This window comes from Enterococcus sp. AZ196, assembly GCF_050498845.1.
Lineage (GTDB): Bacteria > Bacillota > Bacilli > Lactobacillales > Enterococcaceae > Enterococcus_A > Enterococcus_A murrayae.
Window position 1 is genome coordinate 3,440,936 of record NZ_JBIPAM010000001.1, and the last position, 20,867, is coordinate 3,461,802.

Sequence of the window (20,867 nt, forward strand, 5' to 3'; positions counted from 1 at the left end):
TGATTCAATTATTGACAATATGGGTAAGGAAAACAAATCGTTCTGATGTATTATCCGATAGATGCAGTTTCTATAAGTGAATTTGAGATATGTGGAGATTGAGTAACAATAACTTACAATTTCTGATACAAATAATTATCTAAGAATCAAAAAAATAATAGGATTATCTGACAAGGTAGTTTCTCTCCCAAGTATGGTATATCCCATACTTGGAAAAGAAACTCATACTATCTCAGATGATCTTTTTTAGTGTGACATTTTCTATCAGAAATATATATTCAAATTATTTTTTTGCGAGATAAAATAATGAATGCTAAATTACTTTTTAATAGTGATATTATAATTTAATGATATTTAATGTTTGCACCTTTATTACCGATAACTTAATTGCTTCTAATAGTAAAACATCAGAAAAAAATTTGTGATAAAGACTACATTCATTCTTAAATACAGCAGATAGTCCAACAAAGAATTATTTGTTGTGGGATTATGGTAAATCAATTAAAAGTAGTATTAATATTGCTTTTAATGATAGGTTGTTTTCTAGAAATTTAAAAACAAGTCTTACATTTCCACAATTTGGTTTTTAAAGGTACAGTTCAAGAGTGTCCAAAATTTATGAGTAATTCTAAAAGAAAAGACACGCGATAAATTATAAATAATATATTATAAAAGTAATAAGCGATGTTTTTGTTTCTCGTAAAAAAAACTATATTTTTTGGTGAAATAGTTGTGTGCTTATATATATAAAAAGGTGGGGGTTATATGGAACTTTTATTACTCACAGAAAATATTTTAGTTGAAGAAAAATTACAATCTGCGTTTCAACAACTAGGGCATGAAATTTTTGTTTCAAAAAGTCTAGTAAATGATATGGAGAAAGCAAATGAACTAAAATTTGATGGTTGTATCATCAGTAATACAGTTTCTAAAGGATATTCTGAAATAATAATTAATAAGTTTTTTCAGAGGGGAATTAGAGTTGGTTTTAAGAGTGAGGAAACTGAACATTCTTTAACTACAAAAGAAACCAGATTAAAGGAGGAACCAATTATTTTCCGTGAAGGTGATTCTTTGGAAGTACTGAATGGAAAAGTTGAATGCTTATGTGAAACTCTACAACATAAAATTTTTTATGAGACAAAGAATAATTTGAAGTTGAGCAGAAATGAAGAAAAAGTTTTTACCTTGCTGTCATCCAACATGAAAACTATTTTCTCTAGACATGAGGTATGTGAACTAATTTGGAGAGAAGGAAACTTAAGTTCAAATTTATCTCAATTGTCTTCAATTGTCAAAAGAATCAATAGGAAAATTTCAAATACTAATAACAACCTAGTTATAAAAACGGTTTGGGGTAAAGGGTATTATTGTGATTTTGAAGATGAGAAATAATTGGAGTTATCTCAAGAAAGGACTGATTTTATGCGTGTTATCATTTTAACCAATAATGTTCTGGTAGAGGAGGAAACACAATTAATGCTTCAATTTTTAGGGCATGAAGTATTTATCACATCTAAACAACTTCAGTACTATTTGGATTTTGAAAGCAACCAATCGATAGAAATTTTCGATGTATGTATTATTAGCAGAACCGTGTCGAATAGAGAAGCTGAGCGTGTTGCAATAAAATTTAGCCAATCAAAATGTAGTGTTTTACGAGAGGTGGAAGAAATCAATAATGATGTTGATAGTTCAACTAATTTACCTTATAGACAAATGAAAACAAAACAAACAATTACAGAATTACGAGAAGCGTTAGTCGCAACGGCGTAACATAATATGTGAGAAATTAAGGAGATGAATCGATGAAAAAGAAATCAATAGCGGTGATTAGTACTGCGATTTTAGCATCAAATATAGTTCTTCCCGCAACAGTAACAGCAACAGACCAAGTGGAATTGGTAGATCAGGTTGATGTAGGAAGTGCAAAGAAAAATTTGGAATCAGCAGTTGATTCTAAAATACTTGATTCTGAAGAATATACTTCAGAATCAATAGAAACCGAAGATACACAAGAGAATAGTGTTACTGAGGATTCAAAATCATCAGACTCGAAAGAGGAGACATTGACAGAGAAAACTTCAGATACTGAAAGTGAAGAACTTAAAGAAGATACTAAAAAAATTGTAGCCAGTCAAAACGCAGTAACTGCAACAGTCAATGTACCTACGACCTTTCAAACATATATCGACCCTATAACGAAAGTCGGACCGACGGAACTGACAGTTTCTGTAGCTGTTTCCATTAGTCAGGCAAATTTGGAAGGAATAGCTATAGAAATCCCATATGATTTTACTCCTAGTAGTGATAACCATGTTTTTAAGAACTTTACAATGACAGATCCAATATTTAGTTTGATAGAACCTGATGCCCCTGCAGCTGCTTCTATCGTAGAATCCTATGAAGAGAATAAGGACGAAAACAAGTTAGTCATTCATTTAAAAAAGACGACAACAACTGTTGAAACGTTGAATTTACGATTCAAGTTCAATCAAGACTATAGTGCTAAAATCCCGAAAGATCAAATCATTTGGAACAATTTAAAAACTATTGTTAAAGACATTGAAGGAGCAACACTTAATGAGTCAGATGCCAAGAGCATCAAGACTAGTGCAGTGGATGGGTTTAGTGTAAATAACAATAGAAGTAATCCGAAAACTCCAAATTACGTTTCAGGATCAATAGATGTAATTTTAAATTTGTACAACAGATATAATTTATACTCGTTATTGGATGGCACCAAAAACAATCGAGTGTTTGTAGAAGTACCTACAGGAACAATTATGTCTAATGGTGAAGTGAATTATTTTAATAATCAAGAGTTTACTAATGCGGATGATGACACTATTCCTGTGGGATATACGAGATATTATAGAAGCCTAGCAGATGATAGTAACACTTTTAATTCATGGAATAGCCAAGGAAATCCTAATCAGAATTATAGATATGCGGAACCGTCATTTACACTACCAACTTCTATCTCTGTTGGGGATACTTTCCATATTACCTATGGGATGATTTATACTAAAATAAATGGTGCAGAAAAATTAGTTGAAGGTGTTAATAATTATACCAAAGTAGAACAACAGGATTGGGATATTTTTATTGGAAACAAAAATCACCAAAATAATGCGGGAAATCCTGTATCTGTTAATTTATCCCTTCCTTCAAGTACATCCAATACATTGACGACTTTTGGGTTATCTAAGTTTGGTTATGATTGGACTTTTAGAAATATTGGGAAACGTGATGTAGTAAATTCTGACTTTGTTATTTATCAAAAGGAAATAGGATCTAAAAAGCTAAATTTTAATAGTTTTAAAGTAAACGGATGGACTCAAACAGCAGATGTACCTCAAACATATTATCGTGTTAAATTCATCATCAAAAATGCACTGACAAACGATACTCGTGAAGTTGTAAGTATACCAAAAACAGGGGTATTCGATGCAGATCTTCCATCATTAGGCGGGAATGAATATATTGATGAAATTCATGTTACGCCAATGGGAACGGATGGTTCAACAGAAGGGCATTTCACTGCTTTAAATGGCATTGGTGTATGGTACTCAGCTAAAAATTGGCCCAATAACAAATGGCCTGATGGTACAGATATCCCCATGAATCAAACGAGTCCAGTTACTATGGGAGCGACTAAGTATTACGATGACGAAACCAACAACCAACCTCCTAAACCGACTAAAATTGAACAAAATACAGGCGCAGTATACTATACTCCTGGACAATCGACCGAGGCACGTGCACAATTTGTTAGTGGTAATGCTACGGATAAAAAACCTGGAGAAATTGTTAACTATGCAGTGAAAGGTTATAACGAAAATGGAGCATTAGGGAATTGGGCGAATCCTGAAGTAGTCGTGGCTGTGCCTAAAGTATTAGAGATTCAAAAGCCTCATGAATATAAGGACTTCGTGGATGAGAAGAATAATAAAACCTATACTGAATCTGTTAAAGTAGCATTAGTTTCGTCAGATGATAACTACAATTACTATAAGTTTAATGCTAACAATATTGGGTATCGGAATAATTCTTACCTATCATTTAGTATCCCAGTTACTTTTAGAGTAAAACAAGGGGCAACTGTTGGTTCTTATCCAATAGCCGCCACAACTGCTTCTCATAATGATCCTTTATTTGTACAACGAACTAGGCCTACAAACAACTTACCTGATGATTTAGCTACTAAGATGGGATACGATAACGCTGTTCCAAATTCATATTCTGGATTCGATACAGGAAATTCACCCTTAAATGTTGTCTATGCGACTAAGTTAAATGGGGAAACTGCTGGAAGAAAAGAGGCGAGTGATAGCTGGTCGAACATTACGAATTTTGCAGTAGATAAAGGTGGCTCTCCTCAAATGAAAGCCTCAATTCAAAACTCGGGAAACACGAACTTTAGTAGTGTTCGTTTATATAATATCTTACCGTCTTCATCAGATGGACGTGGTTCAACTGGAAATGTGGCTTTTGATGGATTACAAAGTGTGGATGGTGCAACAGTGTATTATACAACGAAACCAGTTTCAGATTTGCCAAGCTATGAGACAAATTTGCAGGACTGGGACGCCGCAAAACTAGCTTCTTATGGATTCACAACTTCAAAACCAGCAGATATATCAGACGCTACGGCTATTTTCATTGATTTTGGGAGTAAAGTGGTGGGCCCTAACAGTACGTTAGATACTGTAATGGATTTCTTAATACCAAATGCGGATAATCAAAAAGCTATTAATCAATTTCAATATTCCGCAAAAGAGGAAGGTTCAGGTACTACGTTGAATACGAAAAGTGACTCGATCGTCTTTAGTACGGAAGTGGCACAGATCAATTTTGGAGAAAATTTACCAGAATATTTGGCCGAAGGCGTAGAGCATGCTTCAAATATGCCTGATAACCAAGGAGAGTTACTAGATGTTGACGGAAAAGGTAGCGTGACGATTCCGGAGGATGTTCCAACACTAGCAGGATATGAGTTCGTAAAATGGGTAGACTCAGAAGATGAATCGGCAGAATATCATCCAGGTGATAACGTTGATTTCACCAATAACAGCCCTAAAACGACGATTGATATGAAGGCCGTTTGGAAAGCTAAACCAATCACTATTAGTTTTAATGAGAATTTCAGCGATAAGCCTAATGAAGTGAAAAAAGAATATAATTTTGGAGATAAAGTAAAACTATCGGAAATCCAAGAACCAAAGAGAAAAGGCTATACATTCGTTGGGTGGAGTAATTCAAACGTAGGTACACAAGCAGATTTTAAAGACGGAACAAGAATTAGTTTTACTTCAGATAAAACTGTTTATGCGGTTTGGAAAGCAAATGAGTATAAGATTTCCTTTGATGCAAATAATGGAACGGGAACGATGAATGATTTATCCATGACTTATGATGTAGAAAAATCATTACCCGAAAATTCATTTGTCAAGGAAGGGTATCTTTTTAATGGATGGTCGACAAAAACTTCAGGAACAGTTGAATATAAGGATCAAGCAGCTGTGAAAAATCTGACTGACAAAATTAATGGTAATGTCACACTTTATGCTATTTGGAAACTTGATCAAACGGAAATTGATGTAAAGGACTCAACTATTTATGTCGGAGATACTTGGAATCCCGAAGATAATTTTGTTTCTGCCAAAGATGAAGACGGGAAAGCTGTAAGTTTTGACAAGATACAATCGCCAAAAGCAGGAGATGTTGATACTTCAAAAATTGGTGATTACAAAGTGGACTACAGCTATAACGGTAAAACTGTTCAAGCAACCATTCGTGTCGTAGCAAGTCAAGAAACATTGACGGTGAAAGACGTGACGATTTACGAGGGCGAATCATGGACAACCAAGGACAATTTTGTTTCAGCAACAGATAAAGATGGAAAAAATGTTGATTTTTCAAAAGTGCAAGTAACAGGTGCTGCTTCAGTAGATACATCTAAAGAAGGAACCTATTCAGTTACTTATAAATATGGTGAACAAGAGATTATTGGGAAAGTCATTGTTTTGAAAAATCAAACAAGCATTGTAGCAAAAGATTCAACGATCTATCAAGGTGGAAGTTGGAATCCAGAGGATAACTACGTAAGTGCTACTGATAAAGATGGTACTAAGGTTGACTTTAGTCAGGTGACAGGACCAGCAAATTCAGCAGTGAATGTCAATAAAGTAGGTGATTACGAAGTAATCTATAGCTTTAATGGGAAAGAAGCGAAGGTAACGGTCCATGTTGTAGCTAATCAAGAGACATTGACGATCAAGGATGTTACGATCTATGAAGGAGACAGTTGGAAATCGGAAGATAACTTTGTTCATGCGACAACAAAAGATGGTGCAGTAGTCGCATTCAAAGATATCATCGTGACGAACGTTGACAAGGTGGATGTGAATAAGATAGGTGAGTACACAGTAACGTATGCCTATGGTGAACAGAGTATGGATGGCAAAGTGACTGTCTTGAAAAATCAAACGAGTATTCTAGCGAAAGACTCAACGATTTATCAAGGAAGTAAATGGTCACCTACGGATAATTTCGTGAGTGCGACAGATAAGACAGGTGCTGCAGTAGAATTCAGCCAGATCACTCCTCCAGCTGCGGGAGCAGTAGATACATCAAAAGTAGGCGATTATGAGATTGTCTATAAGTATAATGGAAAAGAAACAAAAGTAACGGTTCATGTTGTAGCCAATCAAGAAACATTAACCGTTAAAGATGTAACCATCTATGAGGGTGAAGTGTGGCAAGCATCGGATAATTTCGTCAATGCAACAACAAAAGATGGTGTTGTCGTAGCATTTAAAGATATTCAAGTTTCTGGTGAGCCATTCGTCAATACGACAAAAGCAGGAACTTATGAAGTTACTTACAAATACGGCGAACAAGAGGCTATTGGAAAAGTTATTGTTCTGAAAAACCAAACAAGCATCGTAGCTAAAGATTCGACGATTTATCAAGGTGGAAGTTGGAATCCAGAGGATAACTTTGTAAGAGCTACTGATAAAACAGGTCAAATAATAGATTTCAGTCAGATTACAGCTCCATCAACTGATGCAGTTGATCCCGAAAAGGTAGGCGATTACGAAATCGTTTATACCTATAATGGCAAAGAAACAAAAGCGATCGTCCATGTAGTAAAAAATCAAGAAACATTGACTGTCAAAAATGTGACTATCTATGAAGGAGATGAATGGAAGGCACAAGATAACTTTGTAAGTGCTACAGAGAAAAACGGTCGGAAAGTGGACTTCTCAGCCGTCAAAGTTAGTGATTCTGAACTTGTGGATTCAACAAAAATTGGTATGTATGAAGTTGTTTATGAGTATGGTGATCAAAAAGTCATTGGGCAAGTGACTGTATTAGAGAATCAGACGAGTATACGTGTGAAAGATTCTACTATATATGTTGGAAATAAGTGGAATCCCGAAGATAATTTTGTAGGTGCCACTGATAAAACAGGAGCAGCAGTAGGGTTTGATCAAATAACGTCGCCGAAGGCAACTGAAGTAATGACAGAAAAAGTGGGCGCTTATGATGTTATCTATAAATATGGCAAAAAAGAAGCAAAGGCAACGATTCATGTCGTTAAAGATCAGGAAACATTGGTGGTTAAAGACATCACAATTTATGAAGGAGACGCATGGACTGTAGAGGATAATTTTGTAAATGCGACAACCAAAGATGGTAAAGAAGTAGTATTTAAGGATGTGAAGGTTCTTGGCAGTGAGCATGTCGATACCAAAAAAGCAGGAACCTATGAATTAGTCTTTAGCCAAGGAAGTATGAAGCAAGTTGCAAAAGTCATTGTCTTAAAGGACAAATCCAGTATCACCGTAAAAGATACCGTGATCTATGTCGGAGAAAAATGGGAAGAAAAAGATAACTTTGTATCCGCAACCGATCGCTATGGTAAGCAACTCAACTTAAGTGATCTGACTGTTACTGGAGAAGTTGACACCAGTAAAGTCGGTTCTTATGATGTGACCTATTCATTAGAGACAAAAGAAAAGATAAGTAGAGCGGGTGGAACTGAGCAGAAGAATAAATTAGATGCAGTAGCACAAGTAAAAGTAGTTGAAAAAAAGGAGTTACCAAAGAAGAAGACTGGTAATGATCTGTCTAAGAATGAAGGGAATAGTACAAGAAGCCAGTCAACATTAACAGGTACTCATTCTTCACCAAATTCATATCGTACTACTACATCAGCAAATAAGATTTACCCAAAAACAGGGGAAAAAAGCTCAATCATTCCAATTATTTCAGGAACATCATTAATCAGCATTACTGGATTGATAGCATGGATTAGAAGAAAACGAAAACGCGGCTAAGATTTTAGTTGAAAATCAGTGATTTGAGCAGTGTCTAAAAAATGACACTGCTTTTTCCAACGAAGGGATAAGAAATATGTATGAAAAAAAATGAGTTTATTAAAACAATTATGGTACTTTCATTTTTAATTACCTCGTTAGAAATCAAGTCGCCAATTTCACTGGCTATTACTGATAAGAGAGAAGAACGTACTAGAGTAATTGTGAAAAAGGATCTTTCAAAAATTGTTGTTCGTGATATGAAGTTACATACAAATGATAAATGGGATAAAAGGGACAACTTTATAGAAGCCTTCGATAGAGATGGTCATAAGTTAAATCTCGAAGATTTGCGAGTAAGTTCAGATATTGATACACGGATTCCAGGTATTTACGAAGTTAAATTTGAATATCAGGACCACATTGCTTTCGCAATTGTTACTGTTGAAGACTCCTCACAGCAAAAATTAGAAAACAGGCAGAAACTAGTTCAGATAAGACATCAATCAGTGCCAGTCATTTTGAATAAAGACTTGTTTGAAAATGATGGAGATAAAATGGAACCGAAAACAGATGATGGAAAGGGGCAATATTGTTTTGAATTGAGAGCCTATTATTTATCAGGAACTCTATTGTTTGGTCAGAGGAGAGTTGACAAATGTTAGATAAACTGATTAGTGAGCGGGAAAAAAACAAACTTGATTTATTTCGTTATTTTGAGAAGTACTTTGGTACATCAATAAAAATAGTGGAGATAGAGAACATTTTCGGATTCACAAATTATTTAATCAAACAATTAGTAGATGAATTAAACGAAGATACTAAAAAATCACCTATGGCTAGTGGCTTTGACATTAAGATACATAAAGATGAAATCACTTTTTTTCAAGAGTCATATATTAGTTCAAATATTTTAGAAGAATTGTATCTTTCTGAATCAGAAGAATTTAAGCTACTGAAAAGTATTTTCTTTGGTGAGTTTAAGACCAAAAAAGCGTATTCTGATGAACATTTTTTAAGTAGAACAACTGTTTATAGATTGTTCGATAGAGTTCAGCAGCAACTTGAATATTTTGGTTTTGAATTGGATAGTAAAGGGAATTTAAGCGGTAATGAGGTAAATATTCGTTTCTTTTTCTCATCTCTATTTTACAAAGTATATAAAAACGATTTATCAATATATACGTTTTCATCTCTGACTAATCTATTTCAATTAGAAACTAGAATTAGCGAGGTATTGGATGGCTTTAAAACAAACAATTTATTTCAACACTATATCCTAGTATCAAATATCAGATTTAAAAAAGCGGAAAACAGTTTAACAAATTCAGACCAATTTCCTATAAAAATCACAAATAAAAAATTGAAAAAAAGCGTTTCTGACTGGCTTTCTAGATTAGGAGTCAAAGAAAAAAATAAAGATTTTGAGATGATTGCATTGATTACTTCAATACGAAATATTGATTACTCGAATGCAGGAATACTTAGAAATTTTTCTTTATGTGATATATTTGTGGATAATTTTCTTGAAGAACTAAATTTGATTACGAAAGAAGGAGTTGATGTAGATGAATTTTCACGGCGGAGACTCTATGATGTCTTTTTCAATTATTGGTATATTAACCCATTTAGCGATATTGTGACGCGAGATATTGATCTGACATATTTCAAAGAAAATTTTCCAGAATATTTTTATGCTTGTCTAAATTTTACAAAAAAACGTATAGATAATAACTCGAATAAGTTCAACAAGGTCTCACTTTTTTTTGACTTAATGTTGACGGTTATTAGTATACTTCCATACCGATCTTTAGGGGAGGAGATAAATGTATTTATAAATTTTACTCATGGAACTAACTATAATGCGTTTATAAAAGAAAACATTGAAATGTTTTCTTTTTACAATTTCAATTTTCAGGATTCCTTAAATCCAAAAACGGATCTAATTCTTTCAGATTACATGATAAATACTGAAACAATTGATAAGACAATTGTTTGGTTAACACCTCCACGAGCGAAAGATTGGGAACGATTTGGAGAGAAAATAATTGAAATTATATCAAATAAATTTAGGAGTAAGAAATAAGGAATTCCAGAAAAAATTGATAATATACTTAACTAAGACGGACTTATTTTTAATAACTTAAAATGGTTATTGAGGTAGAAGTGTGACCGATATTCAAAAAAAGTTTATTTAGGGGTTTTTGTTTTTGTTGCCATGATTATAATTTTTTCTCGCGGATTTTAATATATATTCAGATAAATTATGGTGAGGCTACAGCAAGAATTACGGATGTATGTGGCTACAGTAAGGGAGAAAGTTTATAGAATTTACATTGAATATAAAGTTGATGGTAGAACGATTAAAAGTAGTATCAAAAGAAGTGTCGGTGTTTATGATGCATATCATTACAGCGTTGGAAATGTTTGCTTAGTTAGGTTTTCAAAATGGACACATAGAGTCTGTATAGAGCAAATATATTTAGAATAATCTGTTTTGTAAGCACTTGGAAGAATAAAAAGGTAATATAGTTGAAAAGGTTTTTGAGACTAAAAGCACTATTCTAAATAGATATTTTAAATCGAAAGAAGAGAGAGTAAATTGAAAATTTTATTATTAACAAATAATCTGTTAAATGAAGCAATTTTTATAAAAAAAATTCAAATTTTAGATCATGAAGTTTTTGTTAGTCAAAGTTTATTAAAAACAAAAAATTGGGCTGAATTATTGGAAATTAGTCTCTATTTTGATGGAATCATTTTTAGTGAAACAGTCAGTAATATTGAAATGAAAAATGTCTTACATAATTTAAAACAGCTAGAGTTACCAATAATACGTAAGCTGATTTCTAATGATACGTTGATTAAAGAAGAAAACAAACGGGAGTGTATGATGGATAAGTATTTTGAATTTCATATTGAATCTTCTTTAATTGATCTTAGAGAGTTATTAAGTGGGTTACCATTTCAAGAAAAAAAGAGTGTATCTACTGAGAGGGACAAATTACGATTTTCGGATTTGAGGTTATCTTCCAAAGAGAAGAAAGTTCTATTGATGCTTCATTATTCTGACGAGAAAATACTATCTAGAAAAGAGTTGGTTAACAGCATTTGGGAAGTAGAAGAAAATGAGTCAACATTGTCACAGCTATCTTCAATAATTAAGAGAATTAGACGTAAAATTCTGGAAAGTGGTGTATCTTCTAGCGCTATTACAACTCTTTGGGGAAGAGGATACCTTTTGGAATATGAATTGTATGATCATATCATTTTTCCAGATAGAGATAGTTTTGAATAACGTAAATATCTTCATTTTTCTGAAATTGCATGTTGTCACAGTTCCAGTATTTTTATTGCTACAGATAATCACCAAACCTTAATTAGAGCAATAATGTCTATCTTAGTTATTCGTAAATGGTTAGTAATAAGAGTAAAAATATAATTTTAACAGAGAATGGATCGGGAAGCATATTCAAAATAGGGAAGTTTGAAAATACTGATAAATTTTTTAGGAGGCAAAATATGAGTATACTGTTAGGATTAGCATTATTTTTACTAGGTGGATTTATTGGAGTTACTACAATATGCATTTTACTAGTAGGAGCAGGCTCAGAAAGAATTTTAAAGTGCACCACAAAAGAAAAAAATAATTTGCAAAAAAATGAAAAAGAAATTCGGTGTAATGATTGATTTTAGTGATCTAGTTGAAATATACTTTAAACTATTTTAAGCAAAACGTGAATGTAAAGATTACCAGTTACCATTGAAGGAAACTAAACTCGACACATTTTAGTTATGTACCTGCTGAGTTCTAGTAATTCTTGTTTGATTGATAAATGAAACGATTAAACTCTTGTGTTGTCAACCGGAGGTTATTGAAATCGTGATATGGTGCTTGGCTTAACAGTGTAGTGTAGAACGTAGATTCAAAAGGAAATTATAAGTTTTGACATTGTGAGGAAATCTTTTTATCCATTTAGAGTATTCCACTTTTGGGTGAAGAAAATGTGGTATTTGATCCTAAGAGTGCACTCCAATTTGATTGCGAAAAATGTGGTGGAGAGTTGTATCCAGAATATTATAAGAACGTATTTGGACACGATTTTAGAAACAGGTATTGATTAAAGAAAAGCTTATATGCAAGTTAGTATAGATTAGTAGCGACACTATAATGATATGTGAAGTAAGCTATCACTAAATTACTGGCTTCTACTATCGATTTACCATCTCAGAAAAATTTATAGCTAGTATCAAAGAAGAAATTACTCAAGCAACATGGGATAGTGATGACAAATAACTGAGGATTAGTTGATTCAATTGACTTTTGGACTGATACTAAAAAGAGATGGCTCAAAGGGTAGAGCTGGACTCCCAACAGTTACCAGCTAACTGTTGGGAGTACCAACTGATCATTTGTTCATCGAAGCTGACTCATTTTAATACTGAGAGTGATCAAGTCAGCAGCATTTGGGTGATTGGACATTTTCTTGTGGCAAAATAGTCATATAAATGAAGAGGTGTGGAGTATTAAAAAACACAATAATCAAATGAACCGCCCCCCAAAAGTTAGACCAAAATCTAACTCTTGGAGGTCGGTATTTTTTTATGACTAAATATAGTTTTGAATTCAAATTGAAAGTAGTTCAAGAATATTTAGATGGGAAAGGTGGTTATAGCTATTTAGCAAAGGTATATTCGGTTAAGGATAGGAGACAAATACTAGATTGGGTGAACTCCTACCGGGAATTTGGCGAAGAGGGTCTTCTCAGAAAACGTAAAAATGCGAATTATTCTGTTCAATTTAAGTTGGATGCGATAGAGTTATATCAAACTAGTGAGCTGTCTTATCGTGAAATTGCCAGTGTACTTAAAATGAATAATCCGTCTCTCATTGCCAATTGGATGAGAAAATTTCGGGATGATGGTATCGATGGACTCTCAAAAACGAAAGGATGTCCATCCGCCTTGGCTGAGAAAAAAGAACAGAAAAAGAAGCGTTCAATATTAAAGAATTAGAAAAACAAGTGCGTTCCCTTCAAATTGAGAATGCCTTTTTAAAAGAGCTGAGGAAGCTGCGAAAACAGGAAGCCCAACAAAGACGAACGAATCAATCGCACGAATCATCAACAGCCTCCGAGGATCATTCAAATTAGTTGAGCTTCTTGAGACGTTGAACTTTCCTAAAGCGACGTTTACGTACTGGCAAAAACGATTTGACAGAGAAAATCCCGATCAAGGAATCGAAGCCGAAATGCTTCGTATTCGTAAAGAACACAAAGATTATGGCTGTTTACGAATGACCAACGAACTAAAAAATCGAGGCTTTCATGTCAATAAAAAGAAAGTTCAACGTTTGATTCGAAAACTAGGGATCGAAGTCCGTTCCTACACACGAAAATCACGTCGTTACAGCTCTTACCGAGGAAAGGTTGGCAAAGTGGCGAAACACCGAATTCGCCGTCATTTTTACACGAATATTTGTCATCAAAAAATTACGACCGATACAACAGAATTCAAGTATGTTGAAATAGATACCAAAGGTGTGATCCGACAAAGAAAGTTATACCTAGACCCGTTCATGGGCATGTATAATAGCGAGATTCTTTCGTACCGCATTTCAGAGAAGCCGAATGCCTTGGCAATCATGGAGAATTTCTTCAGTCTTCTAAAACAAGAAATCTTTCATGAGTAAACCTATCACAGTTTTGATGAACTAAAAACGGCGATCGATGACTATATCTATTACTACAACACTCACCGGATGAAACAGAAATTGAACTGGAAAAGCCCTGTTCAATTTCGAAAAGCCGCACAGAAAGCGGCATAATTACCCAGCTTAACAAACAAAAAAAAGGAACTGCCTTTGACACATGGTTGAGTTGTTTTAAGTAAAAAATCAATCAAATTGATATGGCTTTACGACCTTTGCGGGATTCAAAAGGAATGGAGAGTAAAAGAAGTTCTTCTTTAATCCCACGGATAAAAAAGAACTTCTTTCATTCAATTTAATATCATAATTAATTCTAAGTTATTCTGCCTTTTTCCGTTTTGATAAAAAGATGAACAAGGCAGAAAAAAGAAATGTTAGACCGGCTAAGGTTATATGAATGCTGCTTTTACTTCCCGTTTTAGGTAAAGATTTATAATTTGATTTGTCAACTGAAGATATAGAAGTAGGATATGACGATTTTGGATATATCCTATTCGATATCAAATCAGTTGTTGTTTTACCAGTTTTTGCGTAGATATAATTTATAGTTATCTTATCTTTAGCGAGTACTCCTTCGGTATTACCTTGAATGTCTTTCAATTTATATCCTTCTATTTCCTTTGGTTGTGTTTTGTAGGGGTCACCGATATTCCCGACTAATTGGACGTCATCTGAAATAGAGTTTCCTTTTTCATCACTGTATTTAACTATGACCAAGGAAGAGCTATTCTTAGAATAGACGAATTTGACAGTCTGTTCGTTAACTGTGAAGATACCAGATTCGTCACCGATAATTTCCTTCAAAGTGTAACCCTCAAATTCTTTCTTACTTGTTTTATAGGAAGTGCCGACTTCTCCAATTAATTCAATGTCATCTGATAAAGATGATCCATAATCATCGACATACTTTACAATAACGGAAGACGATTCCGCAGCAATTTTTTTATAATAAAAGGTAGTAGACTGTGGTTCGTTCTTAAATACTCCACTAAGAGGACCTTCTACTCTTTCTAGTTCATAACCGTTGAATACTTTTTGCTCAACTTCAAATGGAGAATCGATATTCCCATTAAGTGTGATGGAATTCGTTAATGGAACCAAGTTCTCATCTAGATAGTGAACAGTTACAGGAGCACCAATTTTTGTTAATGATTCAACAAGTAGACCAGAATCTTGAGCTTCGGCTTGAGAGTTTTTACCTTCAGCTAATACATGGTTTGTAATTGTTGTATTAGAAGCAGTTTGATTGATTGTGGCTCTCAATTTAACAACAACAATATCTTTATATGAGACCACACCTTCTAATGTCTCATCATCTCCAGCAAGATCTCCGATTGGGATAGTTAACTCTCGAGTACTTGGCTCATATTGATATGTCGAAGCGACTCCGTCTATGATAACACCGAATTCAGTAAAAAAATCGATCCCAGTGGGTAGTGTGTCAATTAAATTAACGTCCTTCCACGTTGAAAAAGGGCCGTCATTGCTTAACGTAATGGAGTACTCTAAGGTATCACCTACTCGATTCATCCCGTCAACGGAAGAAACGTTTTGTACCTCCTTCTTTACGAAACCCTGTGGAGGCCCTCCGACTTCAATACCAGCACCTACATCAATAGCACTCGCATGGCTAGTTAATAGAAGTGGAACCATGATTATTAAACATGAAATGATTAACTTGACCCTACTCATTTTTTTGTACATATTTTTTCCTCCTAAATTATAGTAATTGTGTTCATAATTTGTTTTGAATGTAACTAGAATCAATGACACGAAAAATATCACAAATTATTACGAAAATACTTGTTTCTTTAAAAAATCGTAACTATTTCGAAAACCATCTTTAAAATTTCACTTTTCTGAGCTTGTAACAAGAAATTCAAGGACAATATAACTACAAAGATCTTTAAACGAGAGAAAAACTCACTACTTTAACAGGTGAAGCTCTACAATTTTAATTACTTAAACATTCGTTTGAAATTGAATACGTACTTTTTCAAAAAAACATCCTCAGATAAAGAATATAGATGTTCGTTAAGATATTTAAAGATACTGGGATATGATTACTTAAATGATTCAAAAGAATCAGACTTATGATTCGAAGCTACTGAGTCCTTTTTTGAAAACATATAATTTTTGTAGACTGTTACATAGTCGGAATTGAAAAAGTAGTTGTCAATTTTGTAGTGACAATACCACTATCAAAATAAATAAAAATCTAATTCCAATTTTTTTTAACAAAAGCTAATTATTAAATTTTTTCTCAAAAAAGATTAATAGAAAGAGCCACCAATCAGAATTAAAATCCTAATTGGCGGCTCTGCGTCATAAGCGTCGGGCTCTCGAAAAAATTATTGAATCATTAAATTGATATCATTTTTTGTATCAGTACGTCAAGTGAAAGTCTATGAGGATATAATATTAAATTAAAATAAGAATGTCAACACATTATCTTCCGCTGAAATATTAGATAATAATCAGAAAAATCTAGGATATAGGGCTCTGTACCGGGGAGCAAAGTTATATGGAAAGTAAAAAAAATATTAACTATTAAATCCTTAATATATTTTTTGTAGAAATAAAAAAATGACTAATTCATACTGTGATAACGATATATAATTAATAAATAAAATGCGTAAATAATAGAATGTTAATTGAAGTGATTTCATTTTCTTTAAACTAGAACAAGCCAATTAATAGAGAATCGTTTCTCACAAATATATTTCCAGAATAAATGCCTTTTTAATCTATTTAAGCAAATTATTGACAGTAGACTGTTAGTCTAATAGTATTAAGTCATAAATTCATAATTGAACTAGGAGGAATAATATGGCGAACACTGAAGAGTTTGATTTGAAAAGAAGTCAAATCATAGATTGCGCCGAACAACTTTTTATATCAGAAGGATATGAAATGACAACGATTGACAATATACTAAAAAAATTAGGGATTGCAAAAGGAACATTTTATCATTACTTCAATTCGAAAGAGGAGGTAATGGATGCAGTCATCTCAAAGCACATTAATGAAGAGATGAAATATGCTAATGCTATCTCATCTAATGTGGAGATGAAACCAACAGAAAAATTGTTCGCAGTTCTATTTAGAAAAACAAAGTCGACTGAAAAAAAAGAAATGTTAGAACGAATGTTTGAAGCTGAGAATGCATTAATGAAACAAAAAGCGATGCTTAATACTTTGAAATTTGTGTGTCCAATTTACGAAAGCATTATAATTGAAGGGAATAGAACAAAATATTTTTCGTCATGTAATCCTTTATCTGATATTCAGTTTCTAATGACAGGTTTACAGACTTTATATGATCTCAGTAATGTCAGAGAGTCTACCATCACTTTTGACATTGATTCAATGGTTGAAATTATGTTTCGTGTCTTGAAGATTAATACTTCAAAAACTAGTAAAAAATCCGTTAAGAAGTTAATATTGGAAACATTGTAGTAAGTATTCGAAAAAAATTCAATAATTTCTACCATCAGAATTTTAGGATTTGAGTAACTTTGAAACTATGTTTCTCTTAATACCATAACCAACAAAGGAGTGAAATAATGAATAGTTCAAAATGGGTTATTTGTCCACTATGTAGAGGTAAAACAAGAATAAAAATTCGTTCTGATACATCTATTAGGCGATTACCATTATACTGTCCAAAGTGCAAACAAGAAAGTTTAGTTGATATTAAGAACTTAAAAATAATCTTAATAAGAGAGCCGGAAGAAATATCTCAGAGCCAATAGCTAAGAATTAACATTCTTTGTTATTGGCTTTTTTAGAATATTAAAAAAATTGCAAGAAGGAAATATTGGAACAATAATAGAAAGAGAAAGGCAGATACGTAACTAATGAATTAGTAAAATCTTTGAATGAAATACGACTATTAATAATAGATTCTGTCAATAGATTTGCTAATAGTTATGCTTCTTAGGTATAAAAGCGTATGAATATCTTAATATTAAGTAATAACCCATCATCTGACAAAAGATTGCTACAACAACTAATAAGATTAGGACATGAAGTTTTTTGTAGCCATGACACATTGAAACTAATATCTACTCAAAGTAGATATCGTAGACTTTTTTCTCACTTCGAAGTGATTATTTTTAGTGAAAGTGTTTCTAATTGGGAAATTCATAGTGTATGGAAACATCTACCATTAAAAAATTATCATAAGGTTTTTAGAAGAACAGATTTGATAAATTCTGATGATTGTCTATTTAAGGAAGTAATGGGAGAAGAAAATGAAAACCAGTTCTCTCTTATAAATTTACCAATCAAAGATTCTCTAGAGAATCTAAGAGAAAAAATCAATGAAGCTGAAGCACAAGGATATGATAATGAAAAATTTCCATTCCAAAATTTATCCAAAAGGGAGAGTCAGGTATTTAGAATTATTAAAGACTCTAACGATGCAATTGTATCGCGTGAATACATTTGCAAACAAATTTGGGGAGGAGAGGAACGAACATCGCAATTTTCACAGCTTTCAAATATTGTAAAACGTCTTAATTCTAAGATAGAGGAGTTGGAAGAATTTGATTGGAGGATTGAGACGATATGGGGAAAAGGTTATAAGATTTCAGAATCATATAAAAGAAGTTGAAAGAAACATATAGGATCAACTTCATTAATTTAACCAACAGAGTCGATTTCTTTGTGAAAAAGGAATAGAGGATATCGGATTTGTGTTAAATTATTTTTCGTTAGAGTCTATTTGTGAACCGATCATTTAGAATACAAACTATATTGAGTCAAGTAAATACTTGAAAAAAAGAATAGCAATGTCAACTATGAATTTTTATCATGTCAAATAAGTATCGAAAATGGCTTATTTGAAAAGGTTAATTGTCGATCGTTTGATCCTCATCATTAAGTTCATTGTATTATAAGACACGAAAAGATAATTCGAACTAGTTTTCTAATGATAAGGTTAATCGCGATGTTGCAATGCTTAGCTTCTGAAACCTTCCTCTGAAAATATTTATGCATTATTGGTGGGGACTAATTGGATATGAGACATCCCGTTTCATGTAAGGCCAAGCGAAGTTGGGAAGAGCCCAAGTTTTATCATATGTCCTGGGGCTGTCTAATTCGTGCTGGAAGTCTAAAGAGATGGCTCAGCACAAGCATATGCGTTGGAAAACTGAAATTTTTTTCATGAATTTCAGCAAGACTGGTACTTTCTAATTCTAATGATAGGCGGATTTCAGGAATGGATAAAATAGACAAATCTATTTCCTACATCAAACGGCTCACTTCTTTTTCAGCAGTGGTCTTCGTTGAAGTGAAATATTTAAACGCATCAATTATTTGAAGTAATTCAAACTCTAGAGCTGAAGATTTTTGATCAATTGATGACTGGGCCAATTCTTTCAATGGATAAATCTCTTGTTCTTTTTCTAAAATATCCTAAAGGATTGTTCGAACGCTACATTGCAAGGTTAGACAACTTGAATGAATATTCATTTTCTAGTTTTTTGATGGAAAATACTCTTTTAGTACTTCATAAACGCATAATTTTCAACATAAAGCATGATTAGTAATACCAAATATTATAATAATTATGCTGTGTCCCACTTACCTTTTGACGATGTTAACCTTACAACCAATTAAGAGTTATGAACGGATGTCATATGCTAACAAACTTATTAACAATGTGGCAAAAAGATGTAGCTAAAGCCTTTTTGAAATATATGTCACTTTCGCTTGTACTTTATGAAATGTAAGGATAGAAATATTTTTAATATTGGTAAAAATTTTCATTATTTCTGATTAATAAATAGTTTCGTCTAAAATTGCATATTGAAATTTTTTGAGCTGGTCAATTGAGAAATATACACGGACTCAATAAGGATGGTGAGAGAGTGTTTAGTCAAATATTAAGACGCATAAAAGTATTGAAAGGGAACGTTAATTTCAAAAGTAGGATTGTGATGCAAATTTGCATAATGTTCTTTTTCATATTGTTATTAACCTTGGTTATAAGATCTCAACTAGTTAATAATGTTGCTTGGTTAGAAGGGAAATGGACTAATCCAGAACATGAGATAGAATTCAAAACTAGTAAAATTAAAAATGAGAAATATAGAACGTGGAGTATAAGTGATAGAGAAGTACAACTGATTAAAAATGTTAGGGTCTCAGTTATTTCAAAAAAGAACAATATTATACTTTCAGATGATGGCAATAGGTCTAATTACATAGTTATTCGTCTAGATAAAGATAGAATAAAATTAAATATCGTTGAAAATGGAGCAGTGATAAAAGAAGAAATACTAGAAAAATAGTGATATTTAAATTTAGAAAGTATCTGCAACAGTTTAGTTAACAGTCGGTTAGTTTACTTATGGCTTTGTCTCAAATTGTAGAGGAATCATTACAAATTTTGTATTAATTCATTTGTTTGTAGAGTTAGTCTTAAAGCATGCATCTCCATGTTACTTTTATGCTTGTTGAGTTCGATTAAATCTCGTTTGATAGGTCGATGAAATGATTCGATTACTACAGTTTTAATAGGAGTTAAAGGGTGGCTCATTGAATGTGTGATATGGTGGTCGTTCAATATCTCTTAATAGATGAGGGAACGGAAACGATATTGTTTTCCCCTTTCTGAATAAATTACCGGGGCAATTCTCTTTTACAGATTTGTAATGGATGGATGACAATTTATGTTTGAATCCATCATATAGCAACGTGGAATACTAGTTTTTGTATGGTGGACAAGTAGAAGCAAACATCATTACATAGAATTTAGACAGCATCAATTGGGCTCTGTTAAGATTGTCGGTTTAATAAATTTTCGAGAGGATAAAATA

Annotated in this window: 13 protein-coding genes and 1 pseudogene; 12 read left to right on the forward strand and 2 right to left on the reverse strand. The window is 32.9% G+C overall.

Going from position 1 to position 20,867, the window contains the following annotated elements:
- The first annotated feature begins 765 nt into the window (after positions 1-765).
- The 8 genes and pseudogenes from IGI67_RS16570 to IGI67_RS16605 all read left to right on the forward strand — a co-directional run bounded on the left by IGI67_RS16570 (position 766) and on the right by IGI67_RS16605 (position 14,154).
- Positions 766-1,395: a helix-turn-helix domain-containing protein gene (locus tag IGI67_RS16570; RefSeq protein ID WP_429958432.1), complete on the forward strand. Its 630-nt coding sequence runs from the start codon at positions 766-768 to the stop codon at positions 1,393-1,395.
- 30 nt (positions 1,396-1,425) lie between these two features.
- Complete coding sequence (locus IGI67_RS16575; protein WP_429958433.1) at positions 1,426-1,776, forward strand: hypothetical protein; 351 nt, start codon at positions 1,426-1,428, stop codon at positions 1,774-1,776.
- A gap of 32 nt (positions 1,777-1,808) precedes the next feature.
- On the forward strand, positions 1,809-8,348 hold the full coding sequence (locus tag IGI67_RS16580) for a bacterial Ig-like domain-containing protein (RefSeq protein ID WP_429958434.1): 6,540 nt from the start codon (positions 1,809-1,811) through the stop codon (positions 8,346-8,348).
- Positions 8,349-8,428: 80 nt separating this feature from the next.
- On the forward strand, positions 8,429-8,992 hold the full coding sequence (locus IGI67_RS16585; protein ID WP_429958435.1) for a bacterial Ig-like domain-containing protein: 564 nt from the start codon (positions 8,429-8,431) through the stop codon (positions 8,990-8,992).
- Positions 8,986-10,413, forward strand: a complete 1,428-nt coding sequence (locus IGI67_RS16590) for a helix-turn-helix domain-containing protein (protein ID WP_429958436.1) — start codon at positions 8,986-8,988, stop codon at positions 10,411-10,413. Before IGI67_RS16585 ends, IGI67_RS16590 begins: the two co-directional genes overlap by 7 nt.
- 516 nt (positions 10,414-10,929) lie before the next feature.
- The gene (locus IGI67_RS16595; RefSeq protein ID WP_429958437.1) at positions 10,930-11,625 is read left to right on the forward strand and encodes a winged helix-turn-helix domain-containing protein; all 696 of its coding nucleotides are present in this window, start codon (positions 10,930-10,932) and stop codon (positions 11,623-11,625) included.
- A gap of 224 nt (positions 11,626-11,849) precedes the next feature.
- A complete protein-coding gene (locus tag IGI67_RS16600; RefSeq protein WP_429958438.1) occupies positions 11,850-12,017 on the forward strand; it encodes a DUF3789 domain-containing protein in 168 nt (55 codons plus the stop codon).
- Between the two features lie 915 nt (positions 12,018-12,932).
- Positions 12,933-14,154, forward strand: a pseudogene (locus IGI67_RS16605) (helix-turn-helix domain-containing protein).
- Positions 14,155-14,355: 201 nt separating this feature from the next.
- On the opposite strand, the gene IGI67_RS16610 reads toward IGI67_RS16605, so the two are convergent.
- Entirely contained in the window at positions 14,356-15,741 is a 1,386-nt protein-coding gene (locus IGI67_RS16610) for a MucBP domain-containing protein (RefSeq protein WP_429958439.1), read from the reverse strand.
- 1,125 nt (positions 15,742-16,866) lie between these two features.
- Between IGI67_RS16610 and IGI67_RS16615 the strand changes: the two genes are divergently transcribed.
- The 3 genes from IGI67_RS16615 (at position 16,867) to IGI67_RS16625 (ending at position 18,655) form a co-directional block, all read left to right on the forward strand.
- A complete protein-coding gene (locus tag IGI67_RS16615; RefSeq protein ID WP_429958440.1) occupies positions 16,867-17,496 on the forward strand; it encodes a TetR/AcrR family transcriptional regulator in 630 nt (209 codons plus the stop codon).
- A gap of 107 nt (positions 17,497-17,603) precedes the next feature.
- Complete coding sequence (locus IGI67_RS16620; protein ID WP_429958441.1) at positions 17,604-17,792, forward strand: cysteine-rich KTR domain-containing protein; 189 nt, start codon at positions 17,604-17,606, stop codon at positions 17,790-17,792.
- 200 nt (positions 17,793-17,992) lie between these two features.
- Positions 17,993-18,655, forward strand: a complete 663-nt coding sequence (locus IGI67_RS16625; RefSeq protein ID WP_429958442.1) for a winged helix-turn-helix domain-containing protein — start codon at positions 17,993-17,995, stop codon at positions 18,653-18,655.
- Between the two features lie 635 nt (positions 18,656-19,290).
- Here IGI67_RS16625 and IGI67_RS16630 read toward each other — a convergent pair.
- Complete coding sequence (locus IGI67_RS16630) at positions 19,291-19,428, reverse strand: hypothetical protein (protein WP_429958443.1); 138 nt, start codon at positions 19,426-19,428, stop codon at positions 19,291-19,293.
- A 488-nt stretch (positions 19,429-19,916) separates the two neighbouring features.
- On the opposite strand from IGI67_RS16630, the gene IGI67_RS16635 reads away from it, so the two are divergent.
- Complete coding sequence (locus IGI67_RS16635; protein WP_429958444.1) at positions 19,917-20,339, forward strand: hypothetical protein; 423 nt, start codon at positions 19,917-19,919, stop codon at positions 20,337-20,339.
- The last annotated feature ends 528 nt before the right edge of the window (positions 20,340-20,867 follow it).

What these genes read in the sequence shown, in the direction of transcription:
- IGI67_RS16600 (WP_429958438.1), top strand. Translation starts at nt 11,850, where the DNA reads ATGAGTATACTGTTAGGATTAGCATTATTTTTACTAGGTGGATTTATT.
- IGI67_RS16570 (WP_429958432.1), top strand. Translation starts at nt 766, where the DNA reads ATGGAACTTTTATTACTCACAGAAAATATTTTAGTTGAAGAAAAATTA.
- IGI67_RS16585 (WP_429958435.1), top strand. Translation starts at nt 8,429, where the DNA reads ATGAAAAAAAATGAGTTTATTAAAACAATTATGGTACTTTCATTTTTA.
- IGI67_RS16610 (WP_429958439.1), bottom strand. Translation starts at nt 15,741, where the DNA reads ATGTACAAAAAAATGAGTAGGGTCAAGTTAATCATTTCATGTTTAATA.
- IGI67_RS16575 (WP_429958433.1), top strand. Translation starts at nt 1,426, where the DNA reads ATGCGTGTTATCATTTTAACCAATAATGTTCTGGTAGAGGAGGAAACA.
- IGI67_RS16590 (WP_429958436.1), top strand. Translation starts at nt 8,986, where the DNA reads ATGTTAGATAAACTGATTAGTGAGCGGGAAAAAAACAAACTTGATTTA.
- IGI67_RS16625 (WP_429958442.1), top strand. Translation starts at nt 17,993, where the DNA reads ATGAATATCTTAATATTAAGTAATAACCCATCATCTGACAAAAGATTG.
- IGI67_RS16580 (WP_429958434.1), top strand. Translation starts at nt 1,809, where the DNA reads ATGAAAAAGAAATCAATAGCGGTGATTAGTACTGCGATTTTAGCATCA.
- IGI67_RS16615 (WP_429958440.1), top strand. Translation starts at nt 16,867, where the DNA reads ATGGCGAACACTGAAGAGTTTGATTTGAAAAGAAGTCAAATCATAGAT.
- IGI67_RS16620 (WP_429958441.1), top strand. Translation starts at nt 17,604, where the DNA reads ATGAATAGTTCAAAATGGGTTATTTGTCCACTATGTAGAGGTAAAACA.